The 21,402-nt window shown below is 70.7% G+C and carries 17 protein-coding genes and 1 pseudogene; 15 read left to right on the top strand and 3 right to left on the bottom strand.

The features are described 5' to 3' along the window. Nucleotides 1–9: 9 nt before the first annotated feature. The 11 genes and pseudogenes from crtI to MSPGM_RS17185 all read left to right on the top strand — a co-directional run bounded on the left by crtI (nt 10) and on the right by MSPGM_RS17185 (nt 12,883). The gene (gene crtI, locus MSPGM_RS17235) at nt 10–1,602 is read left to right on the top strand and encodes a phytoene desaturase family protein (protein ID WP_003606606.1); all 1,593 of its coding nucleotides are present in this window, start codon (nt 10–12) and stop codon (nt 1,600–1,602) included. Beyond that, a complete protein-coding gene (locus MSPGM_RS17230) occupies nt 1,602–2,030 on the top strand; it encodes a DUF2141 domain-containing protein (protein ID WP_012254688.1) in 429 nt (142 codons plus the stop codon). The genes crtI and MSPGM_RS17230 overlap by 1 nt, the downstream gene beginning before the upstream one ends. Nucleotides 2,031–2,037: 7 nt before the next feature. After that, complete coding sequence (locus tag MSPGM_RS17225; RefSeq protein ID WP_012753328.1) at nt 2,038–3,006, top strand: ABC transporter ATP-binding protein; 969 nt, start codon at nt 2,038–2,040, stop codon at nt 3,004–3,006. Further along, a pseudogene (locus MSPGM_RS17220) lies at nt 3,003–4,228 on the top strand (ABC transporter permease). Before MSPGM_RS17225 ends, MSPGM_RS17220 begins: the two are co-directional and overlap by 4 nt. Nucleotides 4,229–4,375: 147 nt before the next feature. Next, complete coding sequence (locus MSPGM_RS17215) at nt 4,376–5,236, top strand: type 1 glutamine amidotransferase (RefSeq protein WP_003603442.1); 861 nt, start codon at nt 4,376–4,378, stop codon at nt 5,234–5,236. Between the two features lie 98 nt (nt 5,237–5,334). Beyond that, nucleotides 5,335–6,873 carry a phytoene desaturase family protein gene (locus MSPGM_RS17210; protein ID WP_003603441.1) on the top strand — a complete coding sequence of 513 codons (1,539 nt, stop codon included), beginning with the start codon at nt 5,335–5,337 and terminating at the stop codon, nt 6,871–6,873. 11 nt (nt 6,874–6,884) lie between these two features. Then, nucleotides 6,885–7,700 carry a lysophospholipid acyltransferase family protein gene (locus MSPGM_RS17205; RefSeq protein WP_003603439.1) on the top strand — a complete coding sequence of 272 codons (816 nt, stop codon included), beginning with the start codon at nt 6,885–6,887 and terminating at the stop codon, nt 7,698–7,700. Continuing rightward, on the top strand, nt 7,697–8,857 hold the full coding sequence (locus MSPGM_RS17200; protein ID WP_003603436.1) for a glycosyltransferase: 1,161 nt from the start codon (nt 7,697–7,699) through the stop codon (nt 8,855–8,857). The genes MSPGM_RS17205 and MSPGM_RS17200 overlap by 4 nt, the downstream gene beginning before the upstream one ends. Before the next feature lie 146 nt (nt 8,858–9,003). Beyond that, nucleotides 9,004–10,131, top strand: a complete 1,128-nt coding sequence (locus tag MSPGM_RS17195; protein ID WP_003603434.1) for a Ppx/GppA phosphatase family protein — start codon at nt 9,004–9,006, stop codon at nt 10,129–10,131. A 142-nt stretch (nt 10,132–10,273) separates the two neighbouring features. Continuing rightward, complete coding sequence (locus tag MSPGM_RS17190) at nt 10,274–10,993, top strand: RlmE family RNA methyltransferase (RefSeq protein WP_003603433.1); 720 nt, start codon at nt 10,274–10,276, stop codon at nt 10,991–10,993. 84 nt (nt 10,994–11,077) lie between these two features. Continuing rightward, complete coding sequence (locus MSPGM_RS17185; protein ID WP_012753326.1) at nt 11,078–12,883, top strand: adenine deaminase; 1,806 nt, start codon at nt 11,078–11,080, stop codon at nt 12,881–12,883. Between the two features lie 82 nt (nt 12,884–12,965). Here the strand turns inward: MSPGM_RS17185 and MSPGM_RS17180 are convergent, their stop codons facing one another. Then, nucleotides 12,966–13,853 (bottom strand): DUF3313 domain-containing protein, encoded by an 888-nt coding sequence (locus MSPGM_RS17180; RefSeq protein WP_003603430.1) that lies wholly within the window; start codon nt 13,851–13,853, stop codon nt 12,966–12,968. 318 nt (nt 13,854–14,171) lie between these two features. On the opposite strand from MSPGM_RS17180, the gene MSPGM_RS17175 reads away from it, so the two are divergent. Continuing rightward, complete coding sequence (locus MSPGM_RS17175) at nt 14,172–15,653, top strand: MFS transporter (protein ID WP_003603429.1); 1,482 nt, start codon at nt 14,172–14,174, stop codon at nt 15,651–15,653. Here MSPGM_RS17175 and MSPGM_RS17170 read toward each other — a convergent pair. Beyond that, nucleotides 15,610–16,137, bottom strand: a complete 528-nt coding sequence (locus MSPGM_RS17170; protein WP_012753325.1) for a DoxX family protein — start codon at nt 16,135–16,137, stop codon at nt 15,610–15,612. The genes MSPGM_RS17175 and MSPGM_RS17170 overlap by 44 nt on opposite strands. 221 nt (nt 16,138–16,358) lie before the next feature. Here MSPGM_RS17170 and MSPGM_RS17165 point away from each other — a divergent pair, with 221 nt between their 5' ends. From MSPGM_RS17165 to MSPGM_RS17155, 3 genes are read left to right on the top strand one after another with little or no spacing between them, the layout of a single operon-like run. Beyond that, nucleotides 16,359–16,610 carry an acyl carrier protein gene (locus MSPGM_RS17165; protein WP_003602486.1) on the top strand — a complete coding sequence of 84 codons (252 nt, stop codon included), beginning with the start codon at nt 16,359–16,361 and terminating at the stop codon, nt 16,608–16,610. A 19-nt stretch (nt 16,611–16,629) separates the two neighbouring features. Further along, nucleotides 16,630–18,147 carry an AMP-binding protein gene (locus MSPGM_RS17160; RefSeq protein ID WP_261925720.1) on the top strand — a complete coding sequence of 506 codons (1,518 nt, stop codon included), beginning with the start codon at nt 16,630–16,632 and terminating at the stop codon, nt 18,145–18,147. Nucleotides 18,148–18,152: 5 nt separating this feature from the next. Then, nucleotides 18,153–19,442 (top strand): type III PLP-dependent enzyme, encoded by a 1,290-nt coding sequence (locus tag MSPGM_RS17155; protein ID WP_003602483.1) that lies wholly within the window; start codon nt 18,153–18,155, stop codon nt 19,440–19,442. Nucleotides 19,443–19,552: 110 nt separating this feature from the next. On the opposite strand, the gene MSPGM_RS17150 is transcribed toward MSPGM_RS17155, so the two are convergent. After that, complete coding sequence (locus tag MSPGM_RS17150; RefSeq protein ID WP_015951769.1) at nt 19,553–21,229, bottom strand: methyl-accepting chemotaxis protein; 1,677 nt, start codon at nt 21,227–21,229, stop codon at nt 19,553–19,555. Between the last annotated feature and the right edge of the window lie 173 nt (nt 21,230–21,402).

Below are 21,402 nucleotides of genomic sequence, written 5' to 3'. Positions count from 1 at the left end.
CTTGGGGCGTTGCTGCAGTCGCGGGAAGGTTTGCGTACCCTGTCGGGCCGCCGCACGATCGTCGTCGGGGCCGGCCCCGGCGGCCTTGCCACGGCGCTGCTCCTGGCCAAGGCCGGACTGCACGTCACGCTGATCGAGAAGGACGCCCAAGTGGGCGGGCGCACCAAGACCGTGGCGGCGCCGGGCGGCTACCGCTTCGACATCGGCCCGACCTTCTTCCTCTATCCGCAGATCCTCGCCGACATCTTCGAATCCTGCGGCGAGCGCCTGGAGGACCATGTCCGGCTGGAGCGGCTCGACCCGCAATACAACCTCGTCTTCGAGGGTGAGGGCGGCATTTCGGGGCAGATCCGCGCCACCGGCGACGTGCCGCGGCTGAAAGCCGAGATCGCCCGCCTCGCCCCCGCCGACGCCGAGAACGTCGAAAAGTTCTTCGAAGAGAACCGGACCAAGCTGAACTACTTCAAGCCGGTGCTGGAACAGCCCTTCGACAACATCCTGTCGATGGCGAGCCCGGCGATGCTGGCCGCCCTGCCCCATCTCCATCCCGGCCGCAGCGTGGACCGGGATCTCAAGCGCTATTTCGCCGACCCGCGGGTGCGCCTCGCCTTCTCATTCCAGACCAAATATCTCGGGATGAGCCCCTTCCGCTGCCCGAGCCTGTTCACGATCCTCTCGTTCCTCGAATACGAGCATGGGGTCTACCACCCGGTCGGCGGCTGCGGCGCGGTCTCGGAGGCGATGGCGGGGCTGGCCCGCCGCATGGGCGTCGACATCCGCCTGGGGCAATCGGTCGAGCGGATCCTGTTCGAGGGCAAGCGCGCCACCGGCGTGTTCGTCGGCGGCGAGACGCTGAAGGCCGATGCGGTCGTCGTGAACGGCGACTTCGCCAAGGTGATCCGCGATCTCGTGCCGGAGGAGCGGCGCCCGCGCTGGCGCGACGCCAAGATCGGCAAGGCGCGCCTCTCCTGCTCGACCTACATGCTCTACCTCGGCATCGAGGGCAAAATGCCCGAGAGCCTGGGCCACCACACCATCCTGCTGGCCAAGGAATACGAGCGCAACATCAAGGAGATCACCGGCGGCACGCTGCCGATGGAGCCTTCGATCTACGTGCAGCATGCCGGCTTCACCGATGGTGGCATGGCGCCGCCCGGCCATACCGCCCTCTACGTGCTGGTGCCGGTGCCGAACCTGAAGGCGGGCATCGATTGGGAGACGGTCGGCCCGACCTACCGCAAGCTGATTCTGGAGCGATTGAAGCTCCTCGGCCTTCCCGACATCGAGAGCCGCATCCGTTACGAGCGCGTGGTCGATCCCCGCGACTGGCGCGACGAGTTCGCGGTGCATGAGGGCGCGACCTTCAACCTCGCCCACGATCTCATGCAGATGCTGTGGTTCCGCCCCCATAACCGCTTCGGGCCGGGGCTCTACCTCGTCGGCGGCGGCACCCATCCAGGCTCCGGTCTTCCGGTGATCTACGAGGGTGCGCGCATCTCGGCCCGGCTCCTGATCGAGGATCTCGCCAAGGAGAAGGCCCCCGCGATCCTGGCGGACCTGCCGACGACCTCGCCGCTTGCCACGCAGGGCGATCCGAGCTGATGCGGGCCGCGTTTCTCGCAGGCCTTGCCGTGCTGGCTGCGCTTACGGGCCCGGCGCGGGCGGCAGGCCTGGAGGTGATCGTCGAGGGGGCCGAGCCGGGGCCGGGCGAAGTCTACGTCACCCTGTGCCAGGGCGGGCTGAGCGAGGCCGCCTGCCCGATCGGCCGGAGCGCTCCGGTCCGCGGCGGCGCCGAGCGCTTCGTCTTCACCGACGTGCCCGCGGGCGTCTGGGCGGTCGCCGCCTTCCAGGACGAGAACGGCAACGGCCGGCTCGACCGGACGGGGCTCGGCCTGCCGCTCGAGCCCTACGGTTTCTCCGGCGCGGTCGCGCGCCGGGCCCGGCCGGACTTTGCCAGCGCGAGCTTCGCCCTGCGCGAACCCGGCGCCGCCGTGCGGATCCGCATCGCCCGTCCCCTGCCGCGGCGCTGACGGGCGGATGATGCGCAGCGATGCCCCGCCCCTCGTCTCCGTCGAGGGCGCTGCCCTCGCCTATCGCGGCCGTCCGGCCCTGCGCGGACTCGACCTCACCCTCGTCCGCGGCACGACGCTGGCCCTGCTCGGGCCGAACGGGGCCGGCAAGACCAGCCTGATCCGCCTGCTGGCCGGGCGGCTCGCGCCCGATGCCGGAAGCGTCCGCATCCTCGCCGGCGATCCCCATGCCGACCGCGCGACCCGCAAGCGGATCGGCTTCGTGCCGCAGGAGATCGCGCTCTATCCCCGCCTCACCGTCGCGGAGAATCTCGACGTGTTCGCTCGGCTTGCCGGCCTGAAGCGCGGGGAGCGCCGCGGGGCGGTCGCGGCGGCGATCGGGCGCTGTGCGCTGGCCGAGGTGGCGGGGCGGCTCGTCGCCACGCTCTCGGGCGGCTACCAGCGCCGGGTCAACATCGCCGTGAGCCTGCTCAGCGAGCCCGACCTGATCCTGCTCGACGAGCCGACGCAGGGGGTCGATCTCGACGCGCGGGCGTCGATCCACACGGTGCTGGCGGGTCTGCGTGCGGGGGGCGCCGGGCTCGTCATCAGCACCCACGATTTTTCCGAGGCCGAGCGCCTGGCCGACCGCGTCGCCATCCTCGCCGACGGACAGATCCGGCTCGAGGGCGCTCTGGCCGCGCTGATGCGCCCGCTTGAGGCCGCCCCGCCCGAGCACGAGGCGGTGCTGGAGAGCCCCCCGGACGCCGCCGCCGAGGCGGCCCTGCGGCGCTCCGGCTTCTCGCCGCTCACGGGTGACGCCCGGTTCTGGCGCGCCGACCACGGCGCGGCCGGCGGGCTCGACGGCGCGGCTCTGCTTGCCGCCCTGCGCATCTCCGGTGTGCCGGTGGCCGAGATCCGCGTGCGCCGTCCCGGCCTGGAAACCCTCTATCGGGACAGCCTCGCCGACCGTCCGGGCCTGGAGAGCGCGGCGTGATCGCGGCGGCATTCAGGGTGATGTGGCTCTCGCTCGTGCGCGACCGCGCGGCGCTGACCATGGCCTTCGTGCTGCCCACCGTCATCTTCGCGATCTTCGCAGCGATCTTTTCGGGCGCGATCGGCGACCGCATCCGCATCCATCTCGGGCTCGCCGACCTTGCGGGCACCGCCACCACGCAGCGCCTCGTGACGGCGCTGGAGGCCGAGCCGTCCTTGCGCATCGCGCGCCTGGATGTGGCGGACGAGGCGGCGGCGATCCGCGCCGTGCGCCGGGGGAAGTGGATGTGGCCCTTGTGCTGCGCAGCGACCTTGCGGCACCCGCTGGCCCCGACAAGGCAGGCCAGGACAAGGGGAGCGCGGCGGCGAGCCAGCCGGTGCTGCTGATCGAGAGTCCGTCGCGGGCGCTCGCCACACCGATCGCGCTGGGCCAGCTCCAGCGGGCCCTCAACGACGCGCTGCCCGACGTCGTGCTCTCGCGCATCGTCGCGGACGTGGAGCGCTCCGGCAAGATCGGGCCGGACGAGCGCGCCTTCCTCGACGAGGCCTTCGCCGAGCAGCGGGCGAAGAAGGAGCCGTTCTCCTTCACCCGTCTCGTCGAGACCCGCACCACCGCGAGCGGGCGCGGCAACGAGCGGGTGAGCTACTATGCGGGCGCCATCGCCGCCGTGTTCCTGCTGTTCGCGGCGATGCAGGGGGCGCTCTCCCTGGTGGACGAGCGCGAGGGCGGGCTGGCCGATCGCCTCGCCGCCGGCCCCGGCGGCCTGCCGGTGATCGTGCTGGGCAAATTCCTGTTCCTGCTCGGCCAGGGCGTGGTCCAGGCCGGTCTGATCTTTTCCGCCGCCGCGCTTCTGCACGGCGTCGATGTGTCCGGCCACTGGATCGGCTGGCTCGTCACCTCGATCCTCGTCTCGGCCATGGCGGCCGGCCTCGCGCTCGCCGCGTGCGCGCTCTCGGCCACACGTCAGCAGGCGCATCTCGCCGCGACCTTCGGCGTGCTGCTGCTCTCGGCGGTCGGCGGCAGCATGGTGCCCCGCTTCCTCATGCCCCCCTGGCTGCAGCAGGCCGGCTGGCTGACGCCCAACGCCTGGGCGATCGAGGCCTATCAGGCGGCCCTCGGCGAGGGCGCGGCGGCGGCTTTGCCGGCCTGGGGCGTGCTGGCGGCGCTGGCGGCCGTGGGGCTGGGGGTCGCGGTCGGCGTGGTGGGCCGGAGAACGGTCTGAGGCGGATTGCCCCGTGGCGACCCGTCTCCGCGACGGCGCCGGGCAGATCGGGCAGGGCCTTCGTTCGCATCCGCTGGCCCTCTCGCCCGCAGGCCCTCTTGCCCGCATGTCCTCTCGCCCGGATATCTTCGGAGCCGCCCCACCCCCATGACGAACGCGATGCTGCGCCTGCTGATCGCCGACGGCAACGACCGCGACGGCCGTGCGAAGCGCGAGGCCGCCGTCGGCCAAACCACCTCGCAGGCCTTCGCCAGCGTCGTGGCCGATCTCGCGCCCGAGGCGGCCTGTACGCTGGTGAACCCGGCCGATGCCGAGGCCGCGATCGGATCCGATCTCGCCGGGTTCGACGGGATGGTCCTCACCGGCTCCACCCTGCGGCTCGCCGATGACGGTCCGGCGGTGCGGCGCCAGCTCGACCTGATGCGCGCGGCGCTGGAAGCCGGGCTGCCGGTCTTCGGCTCGTGCTGGGGCATGCAGGTCGCCGCGGCGATCGCGGGCGGGGATGTCGGCGAGAATCCGCGCGGGCCGGAATACGGTTTCGCCCGGCGCCTCACGGCCACGGGTGACGGGGCCGTTCACCCGCTCTTGGCCGGTCGCGCCCCCGCCTGGGATGCGCCCGCGATCCATCTCGATGCCGTCGTCGGCGCCCCGTCCGGCGCACGGGTGCTCGCGGCGAATGCCATGCTCGACGTGCAGGCGATCGAGATCCGCTACGGGCGCGGGCTGTTCTGGGGCACGCAGTACCACCCGGAAACCGACCTCGACGAACTGGCCGCGATGCTGCGGCTGAGCGCCGATGCGGTCGTCTCCGCCGGGCTGGCTGCCGATCACGCCGCGGTCGAGGCCTATGCCGGCGAGATTTCGGATCTCGACGGGAGCGAGGGCGCCACCCGCCGCCATCGCGCGTGGCGTCTCGGGATCGGCGCCGACGTGCTCGAATCTACGCAGCGGCGCCGGGAAATCGGCAATTTTCTCGCGTCTCTGTCCACAGCCCGCGGCGTGGAATGAACCGAGCGCGACCGGGTGGCACGTTGACCCGCCCGGTCCCGCATCTAGCTTCGCTTTGACGGCCTTCTTTTTCAGGCCGCGCGGGAGACGCGTTTCCAATGAGCCAGGGTTCTTCGGTCGCGGTCGTCGGAAGCGGGCTCGGTGGGTTGGCCTCGGCCTGCGTGGCGGCCGCGCGCGGCCATCGCGTCACGGTCTACGACAAGAACGACTGGATGGGTGGCAAGGCCGCGGTGCTGCACGAGGGCGGTTTCCGCTTCGATATGGGGCCGACCATCCTCACCGTGCCGCGCGTGCTGGAGCGCATCTTCGCCGAGGCCGGGCGCTCGGTGCACGATTACATGGATCTGCGCCGGCTCGACCCGCAATGGCGCTGTTTCTTCGATGACGGCTCGCGCGTCGATCTGATCGAGGACGTGGATGCCATGGCCGCCTCCATGGACCGGTTCGCGCCCGGGCAAGGGGCGGGCGACGGCTACAAGAAGTTCATCGCCGTCTCCGAGCATCTGCACGGCGTCTCCGAGCGGTTCTTCTTCTGGAAGGCGGTGCAGGATCTGTTCGACACGATCGACCTGCGCGCCAACATGAATCCCGGGACGCTCCGCGACGTGCTGAGCCTGCGCATGCACGCCACCGTCGCGAGCACGATCCGCGGCAAGGTCAAGGATGCGCGCCTCGCGCAGATGCTCGACCACTTCGTGCAATATGTCGGCTCCTCGCCCTACGGTGCGCCGGCGGTGCTCTGCGCTATCGCCCACATGCAGACGGCCGAAGGCGTGTGGTACCCGATGGGCGGCACCCGCGCGGTGGCCGAGGGGCTGATGCGGCTCGCCACCGAACTCGGCGCCACGATGAAGCCCGCCGACGAGGTGCTGGGCCTCGACATCGCCGCGGGCCAGCTCCGCGGCCTGCGCACCCGCGACGGCATCACGCCGTACGACGCCGTGATCTCCAACATGGATTCGGTGCGCACCTACCGCGAGCTCGTCGGCGGCGAGGTCGGCAAGTCCTACGAGAAGAAGTCCTTCGAGCCGGCCTGCTCCGGCGTGGTGCTCTATCTCGGCCTGAACAAGCGCTACGAGCACCTGAACCACCACGATTTCGTGTTCTCCCGCGACCCGGAGGAGGAGTTCGACTTCATCTACCGCAAGGGCGAGCCGGCCCCCGACCCGACCGCCTACCTCGCGGCCCCCTCCTCCACCGATCCGAGCGTGGCGCCCGAGGGCGGCGAGGCGCTCTACGTCCTCGTCCACACGCCGTATCTTCGGCCGCATCACGACTGGTCGAAGATGTTCCCGGCCTATCGCCGGACGATCCTGGAGAAGCTCAAGCGCACCGGCGGCATGCCGGATCTCGAGGAGCGCATCGTCGTCGAGCGCCACCTCACCCCGCAGGACATCCACGACCGCTACAAGGTGCTCAACGGCGCGATCTACGGGCTGGCCTCGCACGGGCGGATGATGGGCGCGTTCAAGCCCGGCAACCGCTCGCGGGAGGTGCGTGGCCTCTACCTCGCGGGCGGCGCCGCCCATCCGGGGCCGGGCATGCCGATGGTGATGATGTCGGGCTGGATCGCGGCCGACGCCCTCGATCAGGACCTGCGCGGCCGTGCAGAACCGGAGCTGCGCAAGACCGCCTGAGTTGATTCGACATGGCGCGGGGCAAACCGCTTCCGCCCGAGCGCTCGGCCCCGCTCTGGCGGTTCATGGCCGCCTATTTCGACCGCTTCGTGCGGCGCCACCTGAACGCCCTGCGGCTGGCCCGCTGGGGTGTTCCGGCCGGCATCACCGGCACGGCGCCTCTGGTGATCTACGCCAACCATCCAGCGTGGTGGGATGCGGCGATCCTGATCGTGGCGGCCGACCGCCTGTTTCCGGGGCGCGAGAGCTTCGCGCCGATCGATGCGGCGATGCTGGAGAAGTACGGCATCTTCCGGAAGTTGGGCGCCTTCCCCGTCGATCTCGACAGCGCGCGGGGCGGCGCACAATTCCTGTCCGCCGCCCGCGCGATCCTGGCTGGGCCGAACCGGGCGATCTGGATCACGGCGCAAGGGCGCTTTGCCGACGTGCGGACCCGCCCGCTCGGGCTGAAACCCGGCGTCGCGCGGCTGGCCGAGATGGCGCCCGAGGCGACCTTCCTGCCGCTGGCCGTGGAATACGCCTTCTGGGACGAGCGCGGGGCGGAAGCCTTCCTCGCCTTCGGTCAACCACTCACCGCCGCCGAACTGCTCGCCCTGCCCCGCCCGGAGCGCCTCGACCGGATGGAGACGGCGCTGACCGCGACCCTCGACCGGCTCTCCGCCGACGTGATCGCCCGCGATCCGGCTCGGTTCGAAACGCTGCTGGCGGGTCGGCGCGGGGTCGGCGGCGTGTATGACGGCTGGCGGCGGCTCGCGGCGGTGCTGACCGGCCGTCGCTTCGAGCCGGGCCACCGGGACGGCGATTCCGAGGAGACGCGGACCCGATGACACTCACCCTCCTCGTCCTCGCGATCATCACCCTCGCGCTGGCGCTGCTTCCGGCGGGGCTGGCCGCGGTCAATCTCGCGATCCTGCGCAGCCCCGAGCCCACGCCGAGCGACGGCCTCGTCTCGATCCTGATCCCTGCTCGCAACGAGGTGGCGGTGATCGAGGGCACGGTGCGAGCGGCGCTCGCGAGTCGCGGCGTCCCGGTCGAGGTGATCGTCGGCGACGATCACTCGAGCGATGAGACCGCGGCGATCGTCGGGCGCATCGCCCGCACCGATCCGCGCCTGCGGCTGATCGCCGTGCCCGCCCTGCCCGAGGGCTGGACCGGCAAGAACCACGCCTGCGTCGCCCTGGCCGAGGCGGCACGGGGCGAGCGCCTCCTGTTCCTCGACGCCGACGTCACGTTGGCACCTGACGGCGCAGCGGCGCTCGCCGCGCATGCCGTCCAGAGCGGCGCCGATCTCGTCAGCGGCGTGCCGCGGCAGGTGATGGAGACCCTGGGCGAGCGCCTGACTGTGCCGATGATCGACTTCCTGATGCTCGGCTACCTGCCGATCGCCCTGATGCGCGCCTCGCCCCGCCCCTCGCTCGGCGCCGCCTGCGGGCAGATGATCCTGATCGCGCGCGCGGCCTACCGGCGGACCGGGGGCCACGGCGCGATCCGCACCTCGCTCCATGACGGCGTGCGCCTGCCCCGGCTGTTCCGCGAGCAGGGCTTCCACACCGATCTCGTCGCGGGTCACGCGCTCGCGGCCTGCCGGATGTACCGGGATTTTGCGCAGAGCTGGGCCGGCTTCTCGAAGAACGCGCATGAGGGCATGGCGACGCCCGCTTCGCTCCCGGTCTGGACGGTGCTGCTGTTCGGCGGCCATATCCTGCCCTGGCTCGTCCTCGCCGCCGCCCTGGCGCTGGGCGCCGGCACGGCCGCCGTTCTGGCGGCGGCCGCCGTCATCGTCTCGCTGGCGACGCGGGCGGCGATCACTTTGCGGGTCGCCGAGCCGTTCGCGACGATTCTCCTGCACCCCGCCACCGTCGGCACGGCGCTGGCGATCCAGTGGAATGTGCTGCTGCGCCCCGGGCGGGCCGGCCGGGCCGTATGGAAGGGCCGCAGCTATACGGTCGGCGGGCCGGCTAAGCCGCGGCAGGAACCGGGTTGAGGGACTTTTCGCGAAACAATCCATGCGGCAAATCGTGTAAGGCCGGCCATCCAGCCTTTGCAGTTCCTGAATAACGCCTGTAGCCTTGGTGCCACGTCGGCCCGGCGTCTTGCCGGGCTGCATCGCCAGGAAGTTCGGTCGCGTCGATGAGGGATGAGAGCGCCGCCGCCGTGTCGGCCCGCCCCACCGCCGACCCGCAGACAGCGCGGGAGGGTTCCCGCACGGTCACGGGCGGACGCCCGATCGAGAGCTTCCCCCCCCGCTACGAAACCGGTCGTCACGGCCGCCGCGACGCCTATGCCGCGCTCGATCTCGGCACCAACAATTGCCGCCTGCTGGTCGCCGAGCCGACGCCCAACGGCTTCCGGGTGATCGACGCCTTCTCCCGCATCGTCCGGCTCGGCGAGGGGTTGGGCAATTCCAATCGCCTCACCGAGGCGGCGATCGAGCGCACGGTGGAGGCCCTGCGCATCTGCCGGGGCAAGATGAGGTCCCGCGCGGTGGCCCGCTCCAAGGTGATCGCGACCGAGGCCTGCCGGCTTGCCGTCAACGGCGCCGAGTTCGTGGCGCGGGTGCGCGCCGAGGTCGGGCTCGACCTCGAGATCGTGGACCGGCAGACGGAAGCCTATCTCGCCGTGACCGGCTGCGCCGCGCTCGCCGACCCGCGGGCGGAATCGGTCGTGATCTTCGATATCGGCGGTGGCTCCACCGAGATCGCATGGCTCGACGGCGCGGCGGCCAACCCCTCGACCGACCCGACCTTGCGCATCCGCGCCTGGGATTCGCTCCCCGTCGGCGTGGTGACGCTGGCCGAGCGCCACGGCGGTACCGAGGTCACCCGGCGGACCTTCGAGGGCATGGTCGAGGAGGTCGGCGACCTCATCTCCCCCTTCGCGATCCGCGCTGCGGCGGCTGCCACCGCACCCTATTTCCACCTGCTCGGCACCTCGGGCACCGTGACCACGCTCGCGGCCATGCATCTGCGGCTCGCCCGCTACGAGCGGCGCCGGGTCGATGGCCTCTGGATGAGCGACGACGAGGTCGGCGACGCGATCGAGGATCTGCTCGACACCCGCCTCGAACAGCGCGCCGACAACCCCTGTATCGGCCGCGACCGGGCCGACCTCGTGCTGGCCGGCTGCGCCATCCTGGAGGCGATCCGCCGGGTGTTCCCGTCCGAGCGCCTGCGCATCGCCGACCGCGGCCTGCGCGAGGGCCTGCTCATGAACATGATGCGCGAGGACGGCGTCTGGCGCCGCGGGCGGTATCGCTGAGAAAGCCGGGCCGGCCCTCGTCTCATCGCCCGCGGCGACCGACTCCCCGGACGGAACGTCTTCACGGACCCGCCGCGCCGCGATAGGGACCATCCTGCGGCTGTGAGCGCATCGGTGCGTTCCGATGCTTGAGGACAGGATCATGAGCGACCGGCGAGGCGGGACGGGCGGCCTGCGCGGCGACCTGAAGCAGCGGGTGAAGACCGGGCGCGGGCGCACCCTCTCCCAGAAGCGCTGGCTGGAACGCCAGCTCAACGACCCCTACGTCGCCCGCGCCAAGCGCGAGGGCTACCGCTCCCGCGCGGCGTTCAAGCTTCTCGAAATCGACGAGCGCTTCAAGCTGTTGAAGCCCGGACAGCGGATCGTCGATCTCGGCGCCGCCCCCGGTGGCTGGTCGCAGGTCGCGGCGCGGATCCTCGGCGAGAGCGGCCGCATCGTCGGCATCGATCTGCTCGAGATCGAGCCGATGCCGGGCGCGACCTTCATCACCCTCGACTTCCTCGATCCCTCCGCACCCGAGCGCTTGACCGAGCTGCTGGGCGGCCGGGCCGACCTCGTCCTGTCCGACATGGCCGCCAACACCACCGGCCACAAGAAGACCGACCACCTGCGCATCATCGGGCTCGCCGAGACCGCCGCGGTCTTCGCCCGCGAGATCCTGGCGCCGGGCGGCGCCTATCTCGCCAAGGTGTTCCAGGGCGGCACCGAGGGCGATCTGCTGACCGAGCTGAAGCGCGACTTTGCCACCGTGCGCCACGTCAAGCCGCAGGCGAGCCGGGCGGATTCGAGCGAACTCTACGTGCTGGCCACGGGCTTCCGCGGCGAGGCCGGCGCCAAGGACGCGTCGGACGAACAGGACTAACCATTACCGGCGGCTGCGCCCGGCCTTCCTTTCGTGGCACGATGCCTGCGCGTCGTGCCCGAGAGCCACGTAAGGAAGGCCCCGATGACCGCCCAACCCCTCACCCGCTTCGCCGTCGCGCCGCTGGCCCGGATGACGCGGCGCCTCGCCGATGTCGCCGCAGGCCGCGCCGAGCCCGATCTGGTGATCACCGGTGCGCGGGTGCTCTCGACCTATTCCGAGCGCATCCTGCCCGACCGCGAGATCTGGATCGCGGGCGGGCGCATCGCCGCGGTGAAGCCGGCGGGCCACCATCGCGGCGCCGCCCCGCGCTACGATGCGCGCGGCGGCCTGATCGCGCCGGGGCTGGTCGATCCGCATCTGCACATCGAGAGCAGCATGGTGACGGCCTGCGCCTACGCCGAGGCCGCGCTGATCAACGGCACCACCACGATCGTCTGCGACAGCCACGAGATCGGCAACGTGCTGGACGTGAACGGCGTGGAATGGATGCTGGAGGATGCCCGCGCGGCGCCCCTCAACATCTTCCTGACCGTGCCGAGCACGGTGCCCGCCACCACGCCGGATCTCGAGACGGCGGGCGGCGACCTGACGGCGGAGAAGATCGGCGCCCTGTTCGATGCCTGGCCTGAGGCGATCGGGCTCGGCGAGAAGATGGATTTCGTCGCGGTGGCGAGCGGGGACGAGCGGGCGCACGCCATCATCCGCGCCGCGCTGGAGCGGGGCCGCCCAGTTTCCGGCCATGTCTACGGCCGCGACTTCGTGGCGGCCTACGCCGCGAGCGGCGTCACCGACACCCACGAGGCCGTGGATGCCGACATCGCCGACGATCTCCTGGAAGCCGGCCTCTGGATCTTTTTGCGAGGCGGCCCGCCGACCACGCCCTGGCACTCGCTGCCCAAAGCCATCGGCACCGTGACCGAGTACGGCGCCGCCTGGAAGCGAGTCTGCGCCTGCACCGACGACCGCGACGCCGACGACCTTCTCGCCTTCGGCCTTGACTGGGTCGTACGCGAGGCGGTGGCGCGCGGCATCCCGAAACCCGCGGCCTGGGCGATGGGCTCGCTGCATGGGGCCACCCGCTACGGCCTCGACGGCGAGGTTGGCGGCCTCGGCGGCGGGCGCCGAGCCGACCTCGTGCTTCTGAACGACGATCTCGTGCCGCAGGCGACGTGGTACGGCGGGCAACAGGTGGTGGAGGATCGCCGGCCGACGCCGCGTCTCGAAGAGGCCCTGGCCCGGCCCTACCGTTACCCGGCCCCCGCCTACGCCACGGTCCGCCTGCCCGATCCGGTTCCCGCCCTGATCCCGGCGCTGCCCGCCGGGCCCTGCACGGTCAACGCGATCCGCACCACGCTGCCGGGCATCGAGCTGACGCATGAGCGCGTCTCGCTCACCCCCGGCGCGGATTGGGCGGCGACGCTCGCCGCACACGATCTCTGCCACGTCGCGGTGGTCGAGCGGCACGGCCGTTCCGGCGGCGTCGCCCACGGGCTGCTCTCGGCCTTCGGCTTGAAGCGCGGCGCGGTGGCGAGCAGCGTCGGCCACGATTCGCACAACCTCATCGTCGCGGGGCTGAACGAGGCCGACATGCGGGTGGCCCTCGATGCCATCGCCGCGCATCAAGGCGGTGTCTGCGTCGTCGAGGACGGCCACGTCGTGGCGATGGTGGCGCTGCCGGTGGCAGGCCTCCTCTCCGACAAGCGCGTGGGCGCGGTGGCGGATGAGGTGAAGGCGCTCAAGCGCGCCTGGGAGCGGGCCGGCTGCAGCATCCCTTATATGGGCTTCAACCTGATCCCGCTCGCGGTGATCCCGCAGATCCGCATCACCGACAAGGGCGTGGTGCTGGTGCCGGAGATGCGCTCGGTGCCGCTGTTCGAGGCGGCTTGAACGCGGCGCTCCGCCGAGCCCCTCTCCCCGCAAGTGGGACGAGGGGCGCAGGTTGGTTCGACGCGCTCGATCGGAATCCGCGCTAGCGCGCGGCGGAGACGCCCGGCCCCTTGTCGGTCCATTCCGGCGGTAGGCCGACCATGTCGCCGAGGATGCCGTCGAAGCCGGGCGCCCGGCCGAAGGCCTCGCAATCCGGGTCGAGGGGCGCCTCGCCCAACGTGGTGATGCGGATGCGGTCGTAGGTCGGGAGCTGCAGCTCGCCCTTGAACGGATCCTTGCCGGTGGCGAGGTAGGAGCCGAAATCCTGGCCGAACTCGCCGGCGAGATCGTAGGCGTCGCTGGCGGCCGAGAAGCGGGCTTGGTTGGTGAAGGAGTTGGCCGCCCCCGCCCAGATCATCGCCGCGCGCTGGCGGTTGCGGGCGTCGAGCGCCTCGGACTCGATGGTCAGGCTGCCGAGCCCGATCGGCAGCCGCGGCACCGGCACCCGGCCCAGGGTGTTGGCGAAGCCGATGCCGACTTGGCCGGCCACCGAGATCGCCGTCGTGGCGGCGACGGTCGCGCCGGAGGCCGGAATGTTGGTGAGATCGACCCGCGTGATCGCCGAACGGACGGTGAGGTCGGCGCGCCCCGACGACACCACGTCGTAGCGCAGCGAGAGGTCGTAGCAGAGCGCCCGGTCGGCGGCGTTGGCGATCAGGCGCCGTTCCACCGGCGACAGGCCGGGGCCGGAGACCGCCTCGGAAAACACGGTCGGGACGATGCGCACGGTACGCACCGTCTGCGGCAGGGTCGGATCGATGAACAGCTTGGACTCGGAGGCGACGGCGTCGCTGGCCACGAACTGGTCGCGGCGCGAGAGGGCGCCGCCGTCGGTGAGCACCACGTCGCCGCAGCCGGCCAACCCGGCGAGCAGGGCGGCGGCGAGCGCGAGACGGGAAACGCCGGGACGAAGGTTCGACCGCAGGGGCATTAGGCTCTTTCGCGGGATGGAGGCCGGCGCCGGGGGGACGCTCGGGGACGCGTATCCTGCCGTGACCGGCGGGACAGCATCGCTTTTCGGGCGGAAGCCTAGCCTTAAGCCGGCGGTCCCGGAAGGATTGGACGGGGGACGGCGCGCGTATCCGGCGGGCCTGTGACCGTTCCGCCACGTTGTTTCATCCCACGCCCACGCAACGTTGGGTTCCGGCATCGTCTTCGTGCAACGTCGCCGCGCCTCTCGCGCGCGACTTGCGCGCCCCTTGCGCGCGCCTTGCGCAACCTTCGTCGCGTCGCGCGCTTCTCCCTGCCGATGCGTCCCGCCCAGATCGTCCCCCTCGTCGTCGCCACCGCTCTGTTCATGGAGAACACCGACTCGACGGTGATCGCCACGGCCCTGCCCGCGATCGCGGCGAGCCTCGGTGTCGATCCGATCGCCCTCAAGCTCGCGCTCACCGCCTATCTCGTCAGCCTGGCGATCTTCATCCCGGTCTCGGGCTGGGCCGCCGACCGCTACGGCGCCCGCAACGTCTTCCGCGCCGCCCTGTGCGTGTTCATGGCGGGTTCGCTCGCCTGCGCCGCCGCGAATTCGCTCACCGGCTTCGTCGCCGCCCGCTTCGTGCAGGGGGTCGGCGGAGCGATGATGGTGCCGGTGGGGCGTCTCGTGATCCTGCGCTCGGTGCCGAAATCCGAACTCGTCGGGGCGCTCGCCTACCTCACCATCCCGGCGCTGATCGGCCCGATCCTCGGGCCGCCGCTCGGCGGCTTCATCACCACCTATGCCGACTGGCGCTGGATCTTCTTCATCAACATCCCGATCGGGCTCGCCGGCATCGTCCTCGCGACCCTGTATTTCGGCGATATCCGCGAGGAAACGCGCCCACCGCTCGACGTGACGGGCTTCCTCCTCTCGGGCGGCGGGCTCGCCCTGCTGATGCTGGGCTTTGCCGCGACCGGGCGCCATCTCCTACCGGACGGCGTGTCCTGGGCCTGCATGGCCGGCGGGGTCGTCTTCGTCGGGCTCTACCTGCGCCATGCCAAACGCACCGAGCATCCGCTCATCCGCCTCGACCTGCTCAAGCATGACACCTTCCGCGCGGCGGTGACGGGGGGAAGCCTGTTCCGCATCGGCACCGGCGCCATCCCCTTCCTGCTGCCGCTGATGCTGCAGATCGGCTTTGGGCTCGATCCGCTGCATTCCGGGCTCATCACCTTCGCCGCGGCGGCGGGCGCCCTTCTCATCAAGATCGTTGGCCCGCGCATCCTGCGCGCCTACGGGTTCCGCCGGGTGATGGTGGTCAACGCGCTGGTCGCCTCCGCCTTTCTCGCCGCCAACGGGCTATTCACGGCGCAGACCCCGCACTGGATCATCGTCGGCGTGCTCCTGCTCGGCGGCTGCGTGCGCTCGCTGCAATTCACCTGCGTCAACGCCATCGCCTATGCCGACCTCGAATCGCGGGAGATGAGCGCGGCCACGAGTCTGGCCAGCGTCGCGCAGCAATTGTCCCTCAGCCTCGGTGTCTCCATCGGCGCCCTGGCGCTGGAGGGCGCCGCCGCCTGGCACGGCCATGCCGGGATCGAGGCGGGGGATTTCTCCCTCGCCTTCCTCGGGGTGGCCGTGGTCTCTGTGGGCTCGTTCTTCGTGTTCCGGCGGCTGGCGCCGGATGCGGGCGCGGAGGTGTCCGGTCAGCGACGGGTCGCCGAGGCCGTGCCGAGACCCGCCGACGGTTCGCCCCAGAGCCTTGCCCCTCTTACGCCGCGGCCTGCGCCGGAGCCCGGCCGCCCGCCCGCTTGACGCTGCCGGACTTAGGCCGCGCGGGCGCCTTGGCCGCCGGCTTGGCGGGGGCTCGTGCGGGCGCCGAAGCCTCGCCGGAGCTGAAGACCCCGCGCCAGCTCCAGGCGCCGGGGCCGGTCATCGCGTACATCAGGAAGGCGCCCGCCAGCCCGAGATCGGCGAGGAGGAAGCTGCGCTCTGTCACCGCGGCGGCCCCGGCATGGAGCCAGAACGGGTGCAGCAGGGCCGCCATGCCGGCCACGAAGCCGGCCATGGCCAGTCCGGTGATCCGCGGCATCACACCGAGGATGACCGCCAGCGGCCCGAACACCTGCACGATCACCGCCGCCGTCGCGACGGCGTTGGGGGCGGGGCAACCGGCGCCGGCCAACGCAACCGCGAAACCGGAGACGTTGAGTGCGCGCGCCACGCCGGTCGGCAGTAGGGCCGAAGCCATGAGGAGACGGGCGGCGAGAAGGACGCCGTTCTGGGCTGAACCGAACACGGGCCGAGGACTCCGGGAGAAAAGGAATGCCGGGAAGCCTCGCGGGGCAGCGTGAATCGCCGGTTAAAGAGGCAGGGCGAAGCGATGGATGCCTGGGGATCGTCCAAGAACCATGCGCTCACCATGCACGCACCATGGACTTGCCCTTGCGTTGGGCTTAAGCCCGCAACCCGAGACCAGCACAGGACCGATCGAGGGGCATCCAAGCCGTGGTTCAGTCGATGGCCGACGTGCGGGAGGCGATCTTCGCCTTCATCGCGGCCCGCAACCCGGGCCTTCCCTCCGGCGCCGTCACCGGGGAGACTTCCCTCGTGACCAGCGATGCGCTCGATTCGATCGGCATCCTCGACCTGATGATGCATCTCGGCGACCGCTTCGGCGTCGAGGTCGACGAGGACAGCTTCGACCTCGCGAACTTCGCCAGCGTCGACACGCTGGCCCATTTCATCGACGACCGGCGTTCCGACGTCTGATCCGCGCCTGACCCGTCCCATGGCCCCGACGCTGCTGCACCACCTGCTCGAAGGAGCCGGCGCGGACGATTCCTCCGCGATCGTCGAGGGGGGCGAGACCCTCACCTATGGCGGCTTCCGGGTCCGCGTCGCCGCTTTGGCGGAGCGCTTGGCGCGTCTCGGCCTGCGGCCCGGCGACCGGGTCGCGATCCTGCTGCCGAAATCGATCCGTGAATGCGTCGCGATTTTTGCCGCCAGCGCGGCGGGCGGCGTGTTCGTGCCGATCCACCCGTCCTTGCGCCCGCGTCAGGTCCACCACATCGTCGCCGATAGCGGCGCGCGGGTGCTTCTGACCGATGCCGCCCACGCGGCCGGGCTCGAAGGCGCGCTCGATGACCTTTCGGACCTGCGCATCCTCGATGGGGAGACGGGTGACGACGCCGCGGCCCTCGTCCCCGGCGAGCCGACGCCGGAGGGGCTGGCGGCGATCCTCTACACTTCGGGCTCGACCGGCCTGCCCAAGGGCGTGATGCTCTCCCACGCCAACCTGATCGCCGGCACCCGCATCGTGCGGACCTATCTCGGCATCAACCCCGCGGACCGCCTCCTCTCGGTGCTGCCGTTCTCGTTCGATTACGGCCTGAACCAGCTCCTCACGAGCGTCGAGCAGGGCGCGCGCATCGTGCTGCTGACGCCCCGGCTCGGCGACGACGTGGTGCGGGCGCTGGAGGCGCACCGCATCACCGTGCTGGCCGGCGTGCCGACGCTGTGGACGCTGCTGACACGGGCCGCGCCGCATCTGGCCAAGGCGGACCTTTCAGCGCTGCGGGCGATCACCAATTCCGGCGGCAGCCTCGCGCTGCCGACGATCGAGCGCCTGCGCACGCGGCTGCCGCATACGGCCGTCGTGCTGATGTACGGCCTGACGGAAGCCTTCCGTTCGACCTACCTGCCGCCGGAGGAGATCGACCGGCGGCCGGATTCGATCGGCCGCGCCATCCCCGAGACCGAGATTTTTGCCGTCACCCTGGAAGGACGCCCGGCGCGACCCGGCGAGCCCGGCATTCTGCACCACCGAGGCCCGACCGTCTCGATGGGCTACTGGAAGCGGCCCGAGGACACCGCCCGCGTGCTGGTGCCCGATCCGTTCCCACCGCCCGGTTCCGCGCCGGGCCTCGTCTGCCGCTCCGGCGACCTCGTGGTGGAGGATGAAGACGGCTTCTTCCGGTTCATCGGCCGCGAGGACACGATGATCAAGACGCAAGGGTTTCGCGTGAGCCCGACCGAGGTCGAGGCGGCGTTGATGGAGACGGGCGCCTTCCGCGCCGCCGCCGTGATCGGCCTGCCCGACCCGAGCCTCGGCCAGCGCATCCACGCTGTCACCGTCCCCGCCGAGGGTGCGCCGGGCACGGCCGACGTGCTGCAGCGCCTCCGCGCGGCGCTGGCACCCCATCTCGTGCCCCGCACCATCGAGGCGGTGGCCGCGCTGCCCGTCACGCCCAATGGCAAGGTCGATTACAAGCGCCTCACCGCCGAGCGCGCGGCGGTGGAAATCTAGGACCCATGGCCGACGCTCCCGACCTCGCCGCCGCGCTGATCGCCGAGAACTTCTCGCGCGATGCGAGCGGTGTGCTGCGGGTCGGCGGCCTGCCGCTGACCGACCTCGCAAAGGAATTCGGCACGCCGCTCTTCGTCTACGACGCCGATACGATGCGCCGGATCTACCGGGCGCTGTGCGCGGCACTCGCCGGCTTCGCGGAGGTGGATTTTTCGGTCAAGGCGAACCCCAACCCGGCGGTGATCCGCGTCTTCTCTCAGGAGGGCGCAGGGGCCGAGATCGCCTCCGGCGCCGAGTTCGACGCCGCGATCAGGGCGGGTGTTCCACCGGACAAGATCCTGTTCGCCGGCCCGGGCAAGGGTGCGGCCGACCTCGACCGGGTGATCGGCGGCGGCATCGGCGAGATCCATCTCGAAAACCGCGAGGAGATCGTTCGCGTCGCGGCGGCAGCCGAGCGTCACGGCGTGCATGTGCGGGTGGCGTTGCGGATCAATCCCGGTGCGACCGCGCAAGGCGGGGCGATGCGGATGGGCGGCAAGCCTTCGCCGTTCGGCTTCGACGAGGAAGACATCGAGGCCGCCATCGACACCGCGGAGGCCGAACCGCGCTTGCGCCTCGTCGGCCTTCACCTGTTCGCGGGAACGCAAGGGCTGAAGGCCGACACCCTCCTCGGCCAGTGGACCTACGGGCTCGGGCTTGCGGCGCGGATCGCGAGCCGAATCGGGCGGCCGCTGGAGTCGATCGATCTCGGCGGCGGCCTCGGCATCCCGTACTTCTCCGGCGACACCGCCCTCGATCTCGGCGCGATCCGGGCCGGGCTGCCCGACCTGATCGCCACCCTGCGGGCGGACCCGCTGATGGCGAGCGCCCGCGTGGTGCTGGAGCCCGGCCGCTACCTCACCGGGCCGGCGGGTGTCTATGTGGCACGGGTGCTGGCGGTGAAGGAATCGCGCGGCAGCCGCTTCGTCATCACCGATGGCGGCATGCACCACCATCTCGCTGCCAGCGGCAATCTCGGCCAGATCGTCAAGCGCGACTTTCCCCTCGCCGCCGTGACCGATGCGGGCTGCGAACGCACGCAGACCGCGGTCGTCGGCCCGCTCTGCACGCCGCTGGACATGCTGGCCCGCGCCGCCCCTCTGCCGCCGCTGGCCGAGGGCGATCTCGTCGCGGTGCTGCAATCGGGGGCCTACGGGCTCACCGCGAGCCCGACGGGCTTCCTCAGCCACCCGACCCCGGCCGAGGTGCTGGTGGAGGGGGGCGAGGCCAGGGAGATCCGGGCACGGGGGCCTTGATCCTGGCGCGTTCGCAAGACCGCGCGGCGCTTGCGGAAGCCCCCATCGCACTCGCGTGACGGCGGCCTCGGATGCCGTTCGGGATATGGTGGCGCGGCTTGGCGCGTCGATCAGGCGGCCCGCACCGTGGCGAGAAAGCGCTGAACCTCCGTCGAGAGGTTCTCGGACTGGCGTGACAGCTCCGCGGCGGCGCTCAGGACCTGGCTCGCGGCAGCCCCCGTCTCCTCGGCGGCGCCGGCCACGCTGGTGATGTTCGTCGTCACCTCGCCGGTGCCGATCGCAGCCTGGGCGACGTTGCGCACGATCTCCTGAGTCGCCGCCCCCTGCTGCTCCACCGCGGCGGCGATGCTCGACGCCACGCCGTTAATCTCCCTGATGCGGCTGGCGATGCCGCCGATGGCAGCCACCGCCTGCCCGGTCGCCCCTTGGATTGTGCCGATCTGGGAGGCGATTTCGTCGGTGGCGCGCGACGTCTGGTTGGCGAGCTCCTTCACCTCGGACGCGACGACGGCGAAGCCGCGGCCCGCCTCGCCGGCACGCGCCGCCTCGATCGTCGCGTTCAGCGCCAGCAGGTTTGTCTGACCGGCGATCGTCGAGATCATCGCGACGACGTTGTTGATCTGAGCGGCGGCGTTCGACAGGTTCTGCACCAGCACCGCCGTATGGTCGGCCTCGCCGACCGCGCTCTCGGCCAAGTCCGCCGAACTCGCCACCTGGCGGCCGATCTCCTGCACCGAGGCGCCGAGTTCCTCGGCCGCGGCGGCCACGGTCTGCACGTTCGCCGCCGCCTCCTCAGCCGCGGACGCCACGGTCAGGGATTGCGACGCCGTCTCGGTGGCCGTTCCCGACATGCTCCGGGCCGTCGCCTGCAACTGGCTGGCGGACGAGGTCACCATGCCGATGATCCCGCTGACCATCGTTTCGAAATGGTCGGCCATCTGCCGCATGCCGGCCTTGCGCTGCTCCTCCGCCGAGGCGCGGGCGAGAGCGGTGTCCTCCTCCAGCTTGCGCGTATGGATCAGGTTCGTGCGGAACACCTCGACGGTGGATGCCATCTCGCCGATCTCGTTCCGTCGGCCCTTGGACGGCACCTCCCGGTCGGTATCGCCGCTCGCGATGTCGCGCATCGCGCGCGTCATCTGCTCGATGGGCCGGGCCACGCCGAAGATGGAGAACGCCATGGCCAGGATCGTGACGACGAGGCCCGCGACCAGCATCGCGATGGCCGTATGGATCGCCTGAGTCTGTTGGATCTGCGCGGCCTCTCCGGCGGCCTTGCTCACCTCGAAGTTCAGATCGACGAGCCGGGTCGCGGCGGCGGCGGCGGCGCGATACCGTGCATGGTTCTCCGTCCGGAACAGCACCAGCGCCTGATCGGCGTTTGTTTCGGCGATCCGCAGCAGCTTGGACCAGTCCTGCTTCAGCGCGCCGACCGTCTGGATGAGGTCGTCGTAGGCGGCCTGCTCAGTGCTACTGGCGATGAGCACCTTGTACTTGTCGAGCTCCGCGGTGCGCGCCTCCATCAACTCATGCGCCAAGGCGAGGTCTTCTTTCCTGATCGCATCATTGGGTGCGGTCAGGAACCGCAGCTGGGCCGTTCTGACCTGCAGAATGAGCCTATTGATGCGGCTCGCCTGATTGAGGGACGGAATTGCATTGGTGATGATGACGTTCGTGCTCTCGCCATTCGTTTGGAGGGCTTTGATCGAAACGAGTCCCTGAATGGCGGATACAATCGTCAAGATGGCAAACATGCCAACGAGTATTGCTTTGATGCTAATTCTCATTTTTCGCCCCAGTCTAATTTCTCCTCAAATCTATCATGAGTTTGATAATGGAATCTAAATCCGAATGCGGCGCGCCCTGCCCGATTATTGCTGTTTCAATGAGATATAATGATTTTGACTGGGATTATTGGCGGACTTATTTCGTTTGTCCTGATCAGAGGTTGATAGTTGTG

The sequence above is a fragment of the Methylorubrum sp. GM97 genome, assembly GCF_024347855.1.
GTDB lineage: Bacteria > Pseudomonadota > Alphaproteobacteria > Rhizobiales > Beijerinckiaceae > Methylobacterium > Methylobacterium extorquens.
The sequence above is the reverse complement of the archived record's forward strand: the minus strand, read 5'-3'. Positions and strand labels throughout refer to the sequence as shown.